This window comes from Microbacterium keratanolyticum (assembly GCF_016907255.1).
GTDB lineage: Bacteria > Actinomycetota > Actinomycetes > Actinomycetales > Microbacteriaceae > Microbacterium > Microbacterium keratanolyticum.
Genome location: NZ_JAFBBQ010000001.1, coordinates 2,006,892 through 2,022,949 on the forward strand (window position 1 = coordinate 2,006,892; position 16,058 = coordinate 2,022,949).

General features: G+C 69.3%; 17 protein-coding genes. 13 read left to right on the forward strand and 4 right to left on the reverse strand.

Features of this window, described 5'->3' with window-relative positions:
* Positions 1-73 precede the first annotated feature (73 nt).
* Both JOD62_RS09630 and JOD62_RS09635 read left to right on the forward strand, forming a co-directional pair.
* The gene (locus JOD62_RS09630; protein WP_204939078.1) at positions 74-973 is read left to right on the forward strand and encodes a sulfurtransferase; all 900 of its coding nucleotides are present in this window, start codon (positions 74-76) and stop codon (positions 971-973) included.
* A 193-nt stretch (positions 974-1,166) separates the two neighbouring features.
* Positions 1,167-2,033, forward strand: coding sequence for an EamA family transporter (locus JOD62_RS09635; protein ID WP_204939079.1), 867 nt, complete (start codon positions 1,167-1,169; stop codon positions 2,031-2,033).
* A 54-nt stretch (positions 2,034-2,087) separates the two neighbouring features.
* Here JOD62_RS09635 and JOD62_RS09640 read toward each other — a convergent pair whose 3' ends face one another.
* Entirely contained in the window at positions 2,088-2,336 is a 249-nt protein-coding gene (locus tag JOD62_RS09640) for a hypothetical protein (protein ID WP_204939080.1), read from the reverse strand.
* A gap of 131 nt (positions 2,337-2,467) precedes the next feature.
* Here JOD62_RS09640 and JOD62_RS09645 point away from each other — a divergent pair, with 131 nt between their 5' ends.
* Positions 2,468-3,196: an alpha/beta fold hydrolase gene (locus JOD62_RS09645; RefSeq protein WP_204939081.1), complete on the forward strand. Its 729-nt coding sequence runs from the start codon at positions 2,468-2,470 to the stop codon at positions 3,194-3,196.
* Between the two features lie 3 nt (positions 3,197-3,199).
* Here JOD62_RS09645 and JOD62_RS09650 read toward each other — a convergent pair whose 3' ends face one another.
* Positions 3,200-3,946 carry a GntR family transcriptional regulator gene (locus JOD62_RS09650; RefSeq protein WP_204939082.1) on the reverse strand — a complete coding sequence of 249 codons (747 nt, stop codon included), beginning with the start codon at positions 3,944-3,946 and terminating at the stop codon, positions 3,200-3,202.
* Positions 3,947-4,120: 174 nt separating this feature from the next.
* Between JOD62_RS09650 and JOD62_RS09655 the strand changes: the two genes are divergently transcribed.
* From JOD62_RS09655 to JOD62_RS09690, 8 genes are all read left to right on the forward strand, one after another.
* Positions 4,121-5,044 carry a phosphate/phosphite/phosphonate ABC transporter substrate-binding protein gene (locus JOD62_RS09655; protein ID WP_204939083.1) on the forward strand — a complete coding sequence of 308 codons (924 nt, stop codon included), beginning with the start codon at positions 4,121-4,123 and terminating at the stop codon, positions 5,042-5,044.
* Positions 5,045-5,112: 68 nt separating this feature from the next.
* Positions 5,113-5,970 (forward strand): phosphonate ABC transporter ATP-binding protein, encoded by an 858-nt coding sequence (gene phnC, locus JOD62_RS09660; protein WP_204939084.1) that lies wholly within the window; start codon positions 5,113-5,115, stop codon positions 5,968-5,970.
* A complete protein-coding gene (locus JOD62_RS09665) occupies positions 5,967-7,715 on the forward strand; it encodes a PhnE/PtxC family ABC transporter permease (protein ID WP_204939085.1) in 1,749 nt (582 codons plus the stop codon). The genes phnC and JOD62_RS09665 overlap by 4 nt, the downstream gene beginning before the upstream one ends.
* Positions 7,712-8,842 (forward strand): TIGR03364 family FAD-dependent oxidoreductase, encoded by a 1,131-nt coding sequence (locus JOD62_RS09670; RefSeq protein WP_204939086.1) that lies wholly within the window; start codon positions 7,712-7,714, stop codon positions 8,840-8,842. The genes JOD62_RS09665 and JOD62_RS09670 overlap by 4 nt, the downstream gene beginning before the upstream one ends.
* Entirely contained in the window at positions 8,839-9,540 is a 702-nt protein-coding gene (locus tag JOD62_RS09675; protein WP_204939087.1) for an HAD family hydrolase, read from the forward strand. The genes JOD62_RS09670 and JOD62_RS09675 overlap by 4 nt, the downstream gene beginning before the upstream one ends.
* 1 nt (position 9,541) lies before the next feature.
* Positions 9,542-10,627, forward strand: coding sequence for an alcohol dehydrogenase catalytic domain-containing protein (locus JOD62_RS09680; RefSeq protein ID WP_271171500.1), 1,086 nt, complete (start codon positions 9,542-9,544; stop codon positions 10,625-10,627).
* A 59-nt stretch (positions 10,628-10,686) separates the two neighbouring features.
* Positions 10,687-11,625 carry an EamA family transporter gene (locus tag JOD62_RS15095; RefSeq protein ID WP_204939088.1) on the forward strand — a complete coding sequence of 313 codons (939 nt, stop codon included), beginning with the start codon at positions 10,687-10,689 and terminating at the stop codon, positions 11,623-11,625.
* Between the two features lie 39 nt (positions 11,626-11,664).
* Positions 11,665-12,708, forward strand: a complete 1,044-nt coding sequence (locus JOD62_RS09690; RefSeq protein WP_204939089.1) for an NAD(P)H-dependent flavin oxidoreductase — start codon at positions 11,665-11,667, stop codon at positions 12,706-12,708.
* On the opposite strand, the gene purU is transcribed toward JOD62_RS09690, so the two are convergent.
* Entirely contained in the window at positions 12,698-13,549 is an 852-nt protein-coding gene (gene purU / locus JOD62_RS09695) for a formyltetrahydrofolate deformylase (RefSeq protein ID WP_204939090.1), read from the reverse strand. The genes JOD62_RS09690 and purU overlap by 11 nt on opposite strands.
* A 110-nt stretch (positions 13,550-13,659) precedes the next feature.
* Between purU and JOD62_RS09700 the strand changes: the two genes are divergently transcribed.
* Both JOD62_RS09700 and JOD62_RS09705 read left to right on the forward strand, forming a co-directional pair.
* Positions 13,660-14,853, forward strand: coding sequence for a cation:proton antiporter (locus JOD62_RS09700; RefSeq protein ID WP_271171501.1), 1,194 nt, complete (start codon positions 13,660-13,662; stop codon positions 14,851-14,853).
* Positions 14,850-15,317 (forward strand): glutaminase, encoded by a 468-nt coding sequence (locus JOD62_RS09705; RefSeq protein WP_204939092.1) that lies wholly within the window; start codon positions 14,850-14,852, stop codon positions 15,315-15,317. Before JOD62_RS09700 ends, JOD62_RS09705 begins: the two co-directional genes overlap by 4 nt.
* Positions 15,318-15,321: 4 nt before the next feature.
* On the opposite strand, the gene JOD62_RS09710 is transcribed toward JOD62_RS09705, so the two are convergent.
* Positions 15,322-16,047: a glutamine amidotransferase-related protein gene (locus tag JOD62_RS09710; RefSeq protein WP_204939093.1), complete on the reverse strand. Its 726-nt coding sequence runs from the start codon at positions 16,045-16,047 to the stop codon at positions 15,322-15,324.
* Positions 16,048-16,058: the final 11 nt, after the last annotated feature.

Consider the following 16,058-nt stretch of genomic DNA (forward strand, 5'->3'; position numbering starts at 1 on the left):
CCCAGATGACGCCGCGCGCTGCGACGCGGATTCTTGGTAGCACACCAACGCTGCCATCACCGTGAGGAGTGCCATGACCGTCCTGTCTTCCGGTGCGCCGCGGTGCGCGAATCTCATCTCGCCACAGGAGCTCGCGGCGGCGCAGGAGGCCGCGGCGAACGGAACCGGGCCGACGGTTCGCCTTCTGGACGTGCGGTGGCGCTTGGACCGCCCGGAAGGCCGGCCGGAGTATCTGCGCGCGCACCTGCCGGGAGCGGTCTACGTCGACCTCGACCACGAACTCGCTCGCAAGGGCGATCCGGCAGAGGGGCGGCATCCGATCCCTCTTCTCGACGACCTGCAGCGATCCGTGCGGGGATGGGGCGTGAACGAGGGGGATCTTCTCGTCGCGTACGACGACATCCGCAGCGTCGCCGCCGCCCGACTGTGGTGGCTCCTCTCCCGCGCGGGAGTCGCTGTGCGCGTGCTGGATGGAGGGCTGCGGGCATGGATCGGCGCCGGCTTCGGCCTGGAGAGCGGCGACGTGCGACCGGTCGCCGGCGCCATCACGCTCTCGAGCTTCGACTCCGGGGTGCTGACGATCGATCAGGCGGCGGTGTTCCCGGCGGACGGGGTGCTGCTCGATGTGCGCTCTCCTGAGCAGTACCGGGGGGACCGGGCGCCGCTCGATCCGGTGGGAGGGCACATCCCCGGAGCCGTCAACCTGCCGACGATGGCGCATGTCGCCGACGACGGTCGCCTGCACGCACCCGACGTCCTGCGCCGCATCTTCCAGACCGCGGGAGTCACAGAGAAGATCTCCGTCGGGGTGTACTGCGGATCCGGGATCGCCGCGTCGCACACGGCGCTGGCGCTCGCCGAGGCGGGAATCGCCGCACGCGTCTTTCCCGGTTCGTGGAGCCAGTGGTCGAACACGAAGGGGCGGCCCGTCGCCGTGGGCATCCTGCCGAGCGGCCGCATCGAGGCGGTGTGAACGCGGCAACAGCGACCGAAGCGCGAACCGCCGCCGTGTAGGGTGAAAGCGATAGCGCCTAGGGTTCCGGAGTCTCACTCGACTGGTCCGAGCGGCGCCACGGTCCGCCTCCGCAGGCGGAGCGTCATCTGACAGGACAAAAGCCCGGAGGAACCTCGTTCGGCATGCCGTCATGTCGTCCGGAAGGTTCTTCGTGTCTCTTCTCGCATTCGTTCTCGTCTTCGGCGCAGCGCTCGCTCACGCGGCGTGGAACATCATCGCGCACGGCGTCAGCCGTGCCGGTCTCCCCTTTCTCTGGTGGGGCGCAGTGGCGAGCACGGTGCTCTGGGCGTTCGCCGTCCCCTTCACGGGAGGACTCGGCACCGACGACCTGTGGGGCGTCGGGATCGGCGTTCTCGTCTCGGGTGTGCTGCACGTCGCCTACATGCTGGTGCTGCAGCACGGGTATCGGGTCGGCAACCTCTCGACCGTCTACGCGACTGCGCGCGGCACCGGTCCGTTCCTGGCGGTGCTCATCGCGATCGTCCTGCTGGGGGAGCGGCCCACACCTCTCGCACTCGTGGGCGTCGCCGCCATCATCGTGGGCGTCGTGGCGATCGGGTTCGTCGACCGCGGAGCATCCGGATCCCCTCGTCGCGGAATCGACCCCGCGTTGCTTTTCGGCCTGCTCACGGGCGTCGCGATCGCCGTCTACACGATCTGGGACGCCCACGCCGTGCGCACCTGGAACCTCTCACCGGTCGCCTTCATGGTCGGGACGACCCTCGTGCAGATCCCGTTCTACTCCTTCGCCGTGCGCCGGCAGTGGGGCGCGGTGCGAGAGCTTGGTCGTCGCCAGTGGCGGCGCATCCTCGCGTTCGGGATCCTCTCGCCGCTGTCGTACATTCTCGTGCTCACCGCGATCACAATGGCCCCCGTCGCGCTCGTCGCGCCGCTGCGTGAAGTGAGCGTTGTGCTCGTGAGCCTCTTCGGCGCGTTCGTGCTGAAAGAGTCGCGACCGGGGTGGCGCGTGGCGGCGTCGGTCGTCGTGCTCGCCGGGGTCATACTGCTGGCCGTCTGAGGCGGATGCTGCGCGGGGCTCCATTCTGTGAGCGGAGCCCCGCGTGCCCTGGCGCTAAGGCCGCTGGTACGGCGAACCCGGAGCGGACGGTGGCGCTGCGTATCCGCCTCGCGGTGGCGTCATCGCCGGATAGCCGCGTCGCGCGCGTTCCTCGTCTGCTTTGAGGATGCCGTTCTTCACCGCCGTGCGGATGATCAGGTACGTGATCCACAGCGACAGCGCGAGGATGCCGAGGTAGATCACCGCTACCAGCAGGAACATTCCGATGCCGAGTCCTGCGGCCCAGCCATAGTCGTCGTTCATGACTTCCCCCTTCGTGGGCGACGATCGCGCTCCTCGGAGCGGATGCCGCGTCGATGTGTGGTCAGTGTAGTGGTCGTCGGACGAGCCGCTTCAGGCGTTGTGCACACGCTGCCGTCAGTAGGGTGGGTCGCATGGGAGACTCTGGCCTTCGCGTGCGCACCTTCGGTGATCCCAGCGGTGAGCCGCTGCTGCTCCTGCACGGCGGTGGCGTGGCTGGATGGATGTGGAATCCGCTCCTCGAGCACCTCGATCCGCGCTTCCACGTCATCGTGCCCGACCTGCCTGGTCACGACGTCGACTCCGACGAGCACTATCGCTCCCACGTGGCGACGATCGAGGCGCTGGCGCCGCTGCTCGCACCGGGGACGACGGTCGTCGGCTTCTCGCTCGGCGCCCAGCTCGCGGTGCTGCTGGCCGCGCAGCATCCGGATCTCGTCGCCCGTGTCGTCGTGATCAGCGCGCAGACGATCCCGACCCGCGCGCCTGGCGCCACGCTCGCAATGCTCAGAGCCGCCGCGCCCCTCGCCCGCTACGAGTGGTTCGCGCGCCTGCAGGCGAAGGAGCTCTTCGTCCCCGACACCCTGATCGACGAGTATCTGCGCACCTCGCGCCGCATCTCCGTGGAGACGCTCACGCACGCGGTCGGCGAGAACATCCGCTTCACGATCCCGGAAGGCTGGGCGCAGTTCCCGGGAATGGCCGTGATCCTCGCCGGATCCCGCGAGAAGGCAGTGATGCGCGCCTCCGCCTGGCGGCTGCACGAGGCTCTTCCGGGCAGTGAGTTCGCACTCGTCGCCGACTGCGGCCACGGCATCCCTCTGCAGAAGCCCGAAGGGCTCGCGCAGATGCTGAACGGCTGACGCTCACCCGCCCACGGCGCGCAGGTACTGGCCCTCGGCGGAGATGCCGGATGCCGCCACCGTGAAGCGCACGATGGTGGAGAGGTAGCGGTCTTCGGATGCTTCGAAGACACGGCCCTCCGCATCGCGGGACGTGCGGGTGAGGCGCAGAATCGGTGACGCGACGGGCACGCGCAGCAGCGCCGCGTCCTGATCGTCGGCGGCGACCGCGTCGATCTCGTGCTGCAGCCCGACGATCGGATGCCCGTGGGCGCCGAGGTACTCGGTGATCGAGATGGCGTCGGTGTCGGCGTCGAGCAGCAGGCGGCCGACGGATTCGATGTAGTTGAGGCGCTCCAGCATCGCCGGGCGTCCGTCGAGCAAGCGCAGGCGCACGACGCTCACGATCGTGTCGCCGACCGCGACATCGAGGGCGGCGGCCAGCGAGGCATCCGCGCGCCGCAGGCTCAGCTCCTGCGTCTGCGCTCCCGGAACCACGCCGAGATCGCGCGCCCAGCGTGTGAACGGCACCGACACGTCGACGGCCTGCGTCGCCTTGGGCGCGGTCACCCGGGCCGGGCGTCCACGGGCCGTCTCGATCAGCCCCTCGCCCCGCAACAGCGCGAACGCGTTGCGGATCGGCCCGCGGGACGTCTTCCACCGCTCTGCCAACTCGGCCTCGGTCGGAACCGCTTCACCCGGGCGCAGCTCACCCGACGAGATCCGGGTGCGCAGATCGTCGGCGATCTGTAAGTAGACAACATCGCTCACATAGGCATACTACTTCGCCGGTATATCTCCACAAGGCGCGTTCTCGCGATGTTCACGCGTATGGCCAGCGGGTGAACAGCCTGCGAACAGTGCCGAGATAGGTATACATCTCGCGGAAATCGCTGGAAGAGTGCTCTCGGATCATCCGAATCCCACACACAGCGAAAGGTCCTCATGAAGCTTCGTGCTCTCCCCGTATTGGCAGGCGCCGCCGTGCTCGCCCTCGGTCTCGCCGCCTGCTCGGGCAACGCCAGCGCCGCCCCCGGAGAAGACAGCGCCGCCGCGACCAGCGGCTACGCCGTAGACGATCACACCCTCGTCTTCGGCGTCGTGCCGGACTCGGTCGACACCGAGACCAACTACCAGCCGCTCATGGACTACATCGCCGAGGTCACCGGCAAGGACGTCGAGTACCACGAGTCGACCGACTACGCCGCACTCATCGAGGCTGCGATCGCCGGCAAGATCGATGTCGCATCGTTCTCGGGCTTCACCTACGTCACGGCGACCAACAACGGCGCCGAGCTCACCCCGATCTCCTCCATCGTCACGAAGGAAGGCCAGGAGCCCGGCTACTACTCGGTCGCCATCGCGCCGAAGGACAGCGCCGTCAAGACGATCGAGGACTTCGCTGGCAAGAAGGTCTGCTTCGTCGACCCGTCGTCGACCTCGGGCTACCTGTTCCCGTCCTACAACCTGCTCGAGGCGGGCATCGACCCGAAGACCGACATCACCCCGGTCTTCGCCGGAAAGCACGACGTGAGCGTGCTCAAGACAGGTGAAGGTGTCGAGTGCGAGGTCGGCTTCGCCGAGGACTCTGAGGTCGCCAAGTCCGAGGATGTCAAGATCATCGCCGAGACCATGGTTCCCGGAGCGCCGCTCGTCGTCTCGACGAAGCTTCCGAAGGACGTCGCCTCGGTGATCACCGACGCGCTCGCCGAGGTCACGATCGACGACATCATCGCCGCCGGCATCACCAGCGCCGACAGCGAAGGGTTCCGCAGCGTCTTTTACGCCACCAAGCCGGTCGACGACACCTACTACGACCTGATCCGCGACATCTGCAAGAAGACCGAAGCCGAGCAGTGCAAGGGCTGACCCGCCCGCCGCTACTGAACGCAGCCCGCTGAACACTGCAGCCCACTGAGATCCCGGAGAGCCCAGCCATGAGCACCACCACCGATTCCCTCATCCGCCTGGACGGCGTGACCAAGACCTTCGGGTCGACGACAGCGCTGCGGGATGCTTCGCTGCGGGTGTCGCGCGGAGAGATCGTCGTGCTGCTCGGGCTCTCCGGATCCGGAAAGTCGACACTGCTGCGTCACCTCGACGGGCTGGAGGTTCCGACCTCCGGCTCCGTTGAGGTGCTCGGCGCCGACGTCCCGCGCCTGCGCGGACGGGCGCTTCGTCGCCTGCGCAGCCGGGTCGGCTTCATCTTCCAGCAGTTCGAGCTGGTGCCCTCGCTGACGGTTCTGGAGAACGTCCTCACTGGATCCCTCTCTGGCATCCGCGGCCCGCGCCTCGGCCTCTGGGGGTACAGCAAGGCCGCCAAGCTTCGCGCTCTGGAGCACCTCGACCGCGTGGGCCTGCTCGACCGCGCCTACCAGCGCAGCGACACCCTCTCCGGCGGCCAGCAGCAGCGGGTGGCGATCGCCCGCGCTCTCATGCAGAAGCCCGAGATTCTGCTCGCCGACGAGCCGGTCGCCTCGCTCGACCCCGAGTCGAGCGACCAGGTGATGGCGCTCATCCGCGAGATCGCCCGCGACGAGGGGCTGACCGTCGTGTGCAGCCTGCACCAGGTGGATCTCGCGATCTCCTGGGCGGACCGCATCGTGGGCCTTCGCCACGGCGAGGTCGTGCTCAACATGGCGACTGAGCATCTCACCAAGGCCGAAGTCATGGAGATCTACGGCCGGGTCGCCACGACGACGGCAGAGCTCGCGATGGTCTCCGACCTCGAGAGCGCTCCGACGGATGCTGCCGCTGCCGCCACGCCCGCGCGCACCCCGGAGCCCGTCGCATGACGCTCACCACCGAACGTCCCCGTGCGGCCCGCGTGCCGTCGCACCTCGCCGACCTCGAACACCGCGCGCCGCGTCCGCGGCGTTCGCCGGAGCGCATCGCCGCGGGCCTCACCCTGATCGTCCTCGTCGTCCTCGGCATCGCCGCCGTGAACGAGACCGGCATCTCCCTCGGCGGGATGCTGGAGAGCTGGGGCAACGCCGAGCGGTTCTTCGCCCGCGTCGGTGCGCTGCAGTTCCCGGAGCCCGCCGAACTCGCCGGCCTCATCGCACTGACCGTCGGCCTCGTGCTGGTCGGCACCCTGCTCGCCGCGCTCATGTCGGTGCCGATCGCATACCTGGCGGCATCCAACACGACGCCCGGACCCGGATGGCGTGCCGCCGCCCGCTTCATCGGCGTCTTCACCCGCGCCCTTCCCGACGTCGTTCTCGCCATGGCGTTCGTGCTGATCTTCTCGCTGGGCACCCTGCCGGGCATTCTCGCGATCGCGATCCACTCGATCGGCATGATCTCGAAGATGTTCGCCGACGCGATCGAGCAGATCGACGAGGGGCCGCGTCTCGCCATCCGTGCGGCGGGCGGCACCAAGATGCAGGAGTTCGTCTCGGGCATCCTGCCGCAGGTGCTGCCCAGCTGGGTGGCGACCGTGCTGCACCGCAACGACATCAACCTCCGCGGCAGTGTCGTGCTCGGCTACGTGGGGGTCGCGGGCCTGGGCTTGGAGATGTCCTACGCCTTCAAGTCGCTCAACTACGGCCTCGGGCTCGGCATCGCGCTCGTCATCTTCCTGCTCTGCATCGCGATGGAGATCGTCTCCAGCACAGTGCGCGGCGCCATGCTCGGACGCACCGCCCAGACGCGGTCCTGGATCGACCGGATCCTGCACCCGCGGATGGCGAAGGCGGATGCTGCGAAGACACCTGTCGTGTCGGCGAAGCCGGCCTGGGCGCAGACTCCCGAGACGGCCCTGCGGCGCCCCTGGACGGGGGCACGCGTGCGCGGCAACCTCGGCGGCATCATCGCCGTGCTCGTCGTGATCGGCAGCGTGGTCGTGAGCAACATCACCTGGAACGACTTCTTCACCGTCTGGGCGAAGATCCCCGCGATGGCCGTCCAGTTCTGGCCGCCGACCTTCGGCACCTACGAGGCCGACGCCATGATCGACGCGATGCGCGACACCATCGCGATCGCGCTCGCCGCCACGGTTCTCACCCTGCTGCCCTCGCTGATCCTCGGATCCCTCGCGGCACGCAACGTCGCTCCGACTCCGGGTATCCGCAGCGGAGCACGCTTCCTGCTCGTCGGCATCCGCGGCATCCCGGAGCTGATCCTCGCGATCGTGCTCATCGTCGTGACCGGCCTCGGTGCCCAGGCGGGCGTCATCGCCCTTGCCATCGGCGGGATCGGGCTGCTCGGCAAGCTCATCGCCGATTCGTTCGAAGAGGTCGACGCCGGCCCCGAGCGCGCACTGTCGGCGGTCGGCGCGACGCGTCTGCAGCGCTACAGCTCGGCCACCCTGCCCCAGGGCATGCGCGCGCTCATCGGACACAGCTTCTACATGCTCGACACCAACATCCGCGCCGCCACCGTGCTGGGCATCGTCGGCGGAGGTGGCGTCGGCTACTACCTGCTGAACGCGGGCCAGGGCGCCCGATACGGCACGGTCACCGCGATCGTGCTCATGATCCTCGCCACCGTCCTCGTGGTCGAAGGCCTCGCGATGTGGATGCGGCGGGTGTACCGATGAACCGGTTTGACGTGATCGTGGTCGGGTCGGGCATCGTCGGACTCGGTGCCGCCTACGCGGCCGTCCGCCGTGGACTGCGTGTCGCGGTCGTCGATCGCACCGAAGCCCCCGTCGGCGCGAGCATCCGCAACTTCGGACACCTCTGCATCGGCGCGCAGACCGGTGAGGCGCGCCGCTACGCGGACATCGCGCGGGAACTGTGGCTGCGGCTCTCTCGCGACGCCGACTTCTGGCTGCGTCCGTCGGGCACGCTGATCGCCGCACGCCACCGTGATGAGCTCAAGGTGCTGGAAGCCGCAACGCGCGACGGCGGAGAGCTGCGGATGCTGGAGGCGGATGAGCTTCGCAGGCGCGCCCCGCTGCGGGCCGACGGGCTGCTCGGCGGTGCGCTCATCCCCACCGACCTGCAGACGAACCCGCGCACGGCGGGCGCGGCGATCGCCCGGCATCTGGCCACGCTCGGTGCCGACTTCCGCTGGCGGACGGCCGTCACAGGCGTGCGCTCGGGCGTCGTCGAGACGACGCGCGGCACGCTGACCGCTGCGCAGATCGTGCTCGCCGTGAACCACGACATCGACCAGCTGCTCCCGGAGCTCGCCGCGCAGCGCGGCGTCATGCGCTGCGCGCTGGACATGATGCGCGTCGCCGTCTCGCTGCCGACGCCGCTGAGCGCGCCGCTGCTGACCGGCTGGTCCCTGGTGCGCTACGGACGCTTCGCGGCGCTGCCTGAGATCGACGCGGTGCGTGCGCGACTGCATGCCGAGCGCCCGGACCTTGCCGCGATCGACCTCAACCAGATGTACACGCAGCTGCCGGACGGCACGCTCATCATCGGCGACTCGCACGTCGGCGCTGTGCAGCCGGATCCGTTCCAGTCGGAGGTCGCCTTCGATGCGTTCCTCGACGAGGCCCAGGCGCTCTTCGACATGCCACGTCCTCGCGTGCTCGAGCGCTGGCAGGGCGTGTACGCCAAGGGGCCGGGCGACTTCCTGATCGAACAGATCGACGACGGTGTGCTGGCGCTCGCCGCGACCACCGGCATCGGCATGACGACGGGCCTCGGCCTCGCAGAAGACTCTCTCACCACCGCCTTCGGGTGGGAATCCGCTTTGGAAGGAACATCATGAACACCCCCATCGAACTCGTCGTCCTCGACATGGCAGGAACCACGATCACGGATGACGGCATCGTCGAGCAGGCATTCCAGCGCGCTGCTGAGCGCACCGGGATCGCCGAGCGGATGCCCTGGGACGAGGCGATCGACTACGTGCGCGTCACGATGGGGCAGTCGAAGATCGACGTCTTCACACACCTCGGCGGCGGCGATGTCGCGGCCGCCGAGCGCGCGACCGCCGCGTTCGAAGGCGCGTACGCCGAGATCGTCGCCGAGCAGGGCGTGGAGGAGATCCCCGGGGCGGCAGCGACCATCACTGCGCTCCGCGACGCGGGGCTCAAAGTGGTGCTGACCACGGGTTTCGCCCCGGTCACGCGCGACGCCCTGATCGACGCCCTCGGCTGGCACGACCTCGTCGACCTCGCACTCTCGCCGGTCGATGCGGGCCGCGGACGTCCGGCGCCCGACCTCGTTCTCACCGCCGCACTGCGCATGCAGGTCAGCGCCATGTCGGCCGTCGCGGTCGCCGGTGACACCGCGAGCGATGTCGCCACCGGACGCAACGCCGGCGCGGGCTTCGTCGCGGGAGTGTTGAGCGGTGCGCACGAGCGGGACGCACTCGCATCCGCGGATGCGGTGCTGAGCAGCGTCGTCGAACTGCCCGACGCCCTCACCGCTCGCGACCTGCTGCGCTGTGCCGCGGCGGTCTGACGTGCGACTGCCGCTGCTGCGACGCCCCCAGACGCACCGCGACGTCGTCCTGCGCCCGCCGGCCACTGCCATGGTGTGGCTCGGCGAAGGCCAGCCGCACGAGACGGTCGCCGTGCCGGGCGTCGCCCTCGCCACCGGCGATGTCCTCGTCGCGGTGGAGATGTCGACGATCTGCGGGTCGGATGTGCATACGGTGCACGGACGGCGTTCAGCACCCGTGCCGCTCGTCCTCGGACATGAAAGCGTCGGACGCGTCATCGCGGTCGGTGATGACGGAGCATCCGCCGTCGACGGCGCACCGGTCCGCATCGGCGACCGCATCGTCTGGTCCGTCGCAGTCACCTGCGGCACGTGCGACCGCTGCGTCGCCGGTCTCACCCAGAAGTGCCGCACGCTCTCGAAGTACGGCCACGAGCGCATCGGATCGCACCGTGAGCTCACCGGCGGATTCGCCAGCCACGTACAGCTGCGGGCGGGTACCGCGATCGTCCGAGTGCCCGAGTCTTTGCCCGCCCAGACGCTCGCCCCGGCCGGCTGCGCGACCGCGACCGCATGGGCGGCCGTCGCCCGTGCGGGACGCGACCGTGATCTGCGGGGGTCCAGGGTGCGTGTCTACGGTGCGGGTCTCGTCGGGCTCTCCGCCGCGGCGATCGCGACGGCCCAGGGCGCTGTCGTGGACGTGCACGATCCGCACCCCGGCCGTGCCACGCTTGCGGCGTCCTTCGGTGCGACTGGACTGGATCGCGAGCCGGATGTCGTGATCGAGGCATCCGGGCATGCCGTGTCCGATGCGCTCGACACCGTCGCCATCGGGGGAACCGTCGTGCTCATCGGCAGCGTGTTCCCTGCACCTCCGGTTCCGCTGGACGCCGAGAGCGTCGTCCGGCGGATGATCACGATCACGGGCGTGCACAACTACACCGCGGCTGACCTCGCCGCTGCCGTCGACTTCCTCGGGGGCGCCGGACGCGACTATCCCTTCGCCGACATGGTGGGCCGCGTGCGGACACTCACCGATCTCGATGAGGCGCTCGACGACGCATCCGCTCCTGACGCTCCACTGCGCGTCGGGCTCGTGGCGCGGTAGCGCGAAGCCGCGGGCGCGCCGAATTGCCAGGCGAGCGATCGCGGGTACAGGCTGGAGGGGTGCACGCCCCCTCCACCTCACGCCCGGCCATCGGCGTCGCGCTCGTCATCGGCTCCTGCCTCTCGCTGCCGTTCGGTGCGGCCATCGCCGTGCAGCTCTTCCCCGCGCTCGGATCCTGGGGCGTCGCGTCACTGCGCATCACGATCGCGGCGCTCGTGGTCATGCTGCTCGTGCGTCCGCGCCTGCGACGCTGGAACCGGCAGCAGTGGGGGGCGGCCACGCTCTTCGGCCTGACGCTGGCGGGGATGAACGGCTTCTTCTACGCGGCCATCGAGCGCATCCCGCTCGGCCCCGCCGTGGCGATCGAGTTCATCGGGCCCCTCGTTCTCGCCGCCGTGCTCACCCGTCGCCGGGCAGACGCGATCTGGGTGGGGGTCGCCATCATCGGCATCGCCCTGCTCGGCATCGACGGCATGATCGGGCAGGACCCGCTGGACCTGCTCGGAGTGCTCTTCGTGCTCGTCGCGGCCGGATTCTGGGTGCTCTACATCCGCATGAGCGCCCGCGTGGGTGCACTGATCCCGGGGGCGGGCGGTCTTGCCGTGGCGCTCGCGGTGGCGGCCGTCGTACTGCTGCCGTTCGGCATCCCGGCCACGATCACCGCTGTCAGCGACATGAATCTGCTGCTGCTCGCCGCACTCACCGCACTGCTGGCATCGGTGATTCCGTACACGTTCGAGCTCGCGGCGCTCCGGCGCATTCCCCAGCGCGTGTTCGGTGTGCTGCTGAGCCTGGAGCCCGCGTTCGCGACGCTCGCCGGGTTCATCATGCTCGGTCAGCTCGTGTCGCCGCTGAAGCTCCTCGCGATCGCGCTGGTGATCGCGGCGAGCGTGGGCACGACGCTCACGTTGCGCAAGAAGAAGGGGGCGGATGCATCGCAGCAGCCACCTCCTCCGGTCACGGCCTACACGGGCTCGATTCCGGTCGTCCCCGACTGACCGAGCCGAGGCATGCGCTGTGGGGCGTAGCCTCGAAGAATGAGTGATCTGCGCGCCCTGTTCGGAGTGGATGTTCCCGTCGTGCTCGGTCCGTTCGGCGGGCTGTCCTCCGTCGCTCTCACCGCCGCCGTGAGTGATGCAGGCGGCCTCGGATCCTACGGCCTGTACGGATACGACGGCGAGCGGATTCGCGCCACCGCCGCGGCCCTGCGCGAGGCGACGAGCAAGCCTTTCGCGTTCAACATCTGGCTGCCGATGGGAGACGAGGTCGAGCCAGGTGCGCAGCACTCCGTCTTCGCGCAGGCTCTCCAGCCGTTCTATGAGGCCGTCGGCGTGGATGTTCCGGCCAAGCCCGACCGCTACCTCCCGCCTCTCGAAGAGCAGCTCGACGCGATCTGGGACGCGCGTCCCGCTGTGCTGAGCGTCGTCTACGGTGTGCCGGCGCCGGAGGTCATCGAAGAAGCGCATCGCCGCGGCATCCGCGTGGTGGGAACCGCCACGACCGTGGCCGAAGCCGTCGCGTTGAACGAAGGCGGCGTGGATGCCATCGTCGCGACGGGGTTCGAAGCAGCCGGTCACCGGGTGTCGTTCCTGGGCAAGGCGGAGGAGTCCCTGGTCGGCAGCTTCGCGCTGATTCCTCAGGTCGTCGATGCGGTCTCGGTGCCGGTGATCGCCGCCGGCGGTATCTCGGATCGTCGCGGGGTCGCCGCAGCGTTCGCGCTCGGCGCCCAGGGTGTGCAGGTGGGCACCGCGTTCCTCGCCACGGCCGAGTCTGCAGCGAACGATGCGCACCGCGCGGCCATCCGAACGACACCAGCCGAGGCGACGGTGCTGACACGGGCGATGAGTGGACGCCTCGCGCGCGGAGTGCGCAATCGCACGGTGCGCGCGATCGAGGCATCCGGATTCATCGCGCCGTTCCCCGCGCAGAACTGGCTCACCGGGCGCTTCCGCCCCGCCGCCGGAGAACAGGGCCTGCGCGAGATGCAGTCGCTGTGGCTCGGACAGGCCGCGCCGCTCGCGCGGTGGGATGCCGCCGCCGACGTGTTCGCGGAGCTCGCGGCGGGCGTTCCTACAGAATGACGGTCGAGCGGCCGTGCACGATCACGCGGTCTTCCGCGTGCCACTGCACGGCGCGCGCCAGCACCTGACGCTCGACGTCCGCGCCGCGGCTCTGCAGCTCGGCGGCGTTCTCGGCGTGCGTGACGCGGGTGACGTCCTGTTCGATGATCGGACCCTCGTCGAGATCGGCGGTCGCATAGTGCGCCGTCGCCCCGATCAGCTTCACACCACGGTCCTTCGCGCGGGCATAGGGGTTCGCGCCGATGAAAGCGGGCAGGAAGGAGTGGTGGATGTTGATGACCGGCGCGCCGAGCTGCTGGATGAAGTCGTCCGAGAGGATCTGCATGTAACGGGCGAGCACGACGAGGTCGACGTTGCCCTGCAGCAGCTCCAGCTGGCGGGTCTCCATGGCAGCCTTGTCGGCCGAGGGGATGTGCACGAACGGCACACCGAAGGAGCGCACGGATTCGGCGAGGTCGGGGTGGTTGGAGACGACCATGGTGATATCGACGTCAAGCTGGCCGCGCTGCGTGCGCCAGAGCAGCTCCATCAGGCAGTGGTCGTACTTCGAGACGAAGATCGCCACGCGCTTGCGCTTGGAGACGTCGTGCAGCGACCACTCCATGCCGAACCGTTCGGCGACGTCCTGGATGCTCGCCTCGAGCGCCGGCCGTGCTGCGGCGAGGCCGTCCAGATGGATCACGGTGCGCTGGAAGAAGCGCCCACCCTCGGAGTCCGTGGAGTGCTGATCGAGCGAGATGATGTTCGCTCCGTGCTCGGCGAGGACGCCGGCGACAGCGGCGACGATGCCAGGCTGGTCGTCGCAGGCGATCAGCAGGCGCGCGGTATCAGGCTGATTCATGGATGCTCCTTGCAGGGGGTCTTGCTCGATTCTGCCGCTCCGAGCGCCGTCCCCGCGAATCGACGGCGATCTGGGCGGACGAGGGAGCGCAGGATCGCTACCCTGAATGCGTGACTCCCAACGATGCCGCGCTCGTGCTGATCCCCGCGCTCGCGGTGGTCGCACCACTGCTGGCGCGGATGCTGCGCCCGCTGCTGCGCGTGCCGATCGTCGTGTTCGAGCTCCTCCTCGGCATCCTCGTGGGCCCGGCGGTCCTCGGCTGGATCGCACCGCATGACGTCATCGACACGCTCGCAGACTTCGGGCTCGCGATGCTGTTCTTCATCGCGGGCACCGAGATCGTCTTCGCCGGCATCCGCCGAGCCACACTCGCTCGGGCGTCACTCGGCTGGCTGCTGAGTCTCGCGGCGGGCATCGGGATCGGACTCTTCTTCGCCCCCGGAGAGGGGATGGTCGTCGTCGGCATCGCGCTGAGTTCGACAGCACTCGGCACGCTGCTCCCGATCCTGCGCGACACGGGCGATCTGCCGACCCCCTTCGGTGTGGCGGTCACCGCGATCGGGGCGGTTGGCGAGTTCCTTCCGCTCGTCGCGATCTCGATCTTCCTCAGCACCCGCACAACGCTGACCGCAGCACTCGTGCTCGTCGGATTCGTCGTGCTCTCGATCGTCGCGATCGTGATCGCGCGTCGTGCGCCCCACGGTCAGCTGCACGGGATCGTGCGCGCGACGCTGCACACCTCGGAGCAGTTCGGGGTGCGCTTCGTGCTCATGCTGATCGCCGCGCTGGTGGTGCTCAGCCTCGTGCTCGATCTCGACATGCTGCTGGGCGCCTTCGTGGCGGGGATCGTCTGGCGTCTGGTCATGGCCCGCGCGCCGGAGGCGGATGGCGAGGCGATCGAGAGCAAGGTCGAGGCGATCGCCTTCGGCTTCCTCGTGCCGATCTTCTTCCTCTCCACGGGCGTGAACTTCGACCTCGACGCGCTCGTGAGCGACCCCGCGGTGCTCGCGCTCGTGCCGATCTTCCTGGTCGCTCTGCTCGTGATCCGGGGCGCTGCGGCGCAGCTGTCGGCGCCGACAGGTTCCTCGGTGCGGGATCGGGGCGCGCTCGGGCTCTTCGCGGCCACCGGCCTTCCGATCATCGTGGCGGTCACCGCAATCGGCGTCGAGCAGCAGATGCTGGATTCCGGCGTCGCCGCAGCGCTCGTCGGTGCCGGGATGCTCTCGGTGCTGCTGTTCCCCGTGCTGGCGATGTCGCTGCGCGGCGAGCGGGTTCCCGCCGCCGTACCTCAGGGGGAGCTGTGACGACAACGCGCACACTCATCGCCGACGCCCGCCGCATCCTCTCGGACGTGCCTCAGGAGGCGCTCGGAGTCGACAAGATCTCGCGGTGGCGGGCTCCCCGCATCGTGCGGGTGGGTGCGGCCTGGCACATCGGGGTGCTGCTGATCGACGAGTCCCGGGTGCTGGCCACCGCAGAGGTACTGCGAGCTGCGGACCCCGGACGCCGCGGATACACGGCCGAGTCGGCGCGTGCCAGAGCGGAGCGCCGCGCGCAGGCGCTGCGCGGAGGCTTCACAGCGGGGGAGACGGTGCACGTCGGGTGGGAGGAGATCGACGTGGATGCCGTCGACCGGGGCTCCTCGTCGGGTCCGCTCGCACTCATCGACGGAGTGCCGTCGGTGCGGTGGTCATCGACCGGCGGCTACATGCCGTTGGAGGGCTACCTGCGCGAACGCATCGCGCTGCTGCGCGGCGACGGGCTCTGAGCCCTCACACGGCGAACGTCTGCGCGAACCGACGCAGCAGCTGCGGCGGTTCGGTGACATCGGCCTGAAGCACGGCGGCGGCCACGGCGTCGAAAGCGGTGGGGTCGAAGTACCCGGTCGAACGGTAGAAGTGCATGCGATCAGCGAAGTCTCGCGGCGTTGGTTCCGGATGGAACTGCGTCGCATACAGACGGTCACCGACCCGGTACGCCTGCACCGGACACGCGTCGTTCGTGCCGAGCAGCACCGCACCGGGAGGCACGGCGCGAGATCCTTCTTTGTGCGCGGTGAGGGCCGAATAGGAGGCCCCCGCTGGTCCGAAGATCGGGTCGGTCGCCGCATCCGCCGTCGCTGAGACCTGCGACGCACTCGTCGGCTCTGGGGTGTCGAGGCCGACCGTGCCGCCCAGCATGCGGGTCACGACGCCGATGCCGTAGCAGGTGAAGAACGCCGCCGTGCGGCCGTCGAGCGCCGCTCGCGCGATGCGCTCCAGGTCGCGTTCGACGCGCACCTGCACGTCGGACTTGGCCGCGTCGGTGACGTTGAAGGGGGAGCCGCCGATGACGAATCCGGCGTAGGAGTCGAGGGCGCGCTCGGGCAGCTCATCGCTCAGCAGGTCGATGCGATCGAGGTCGCCCGTGCTCACGCCGAGGGCGCGCTGGAACGACGCGTGCTCGGCCGTCGCTGCTTCCAGCTCAGGGCGCACGCAGACATAGGCAAGCGGCGGCATCCCGCGATTCT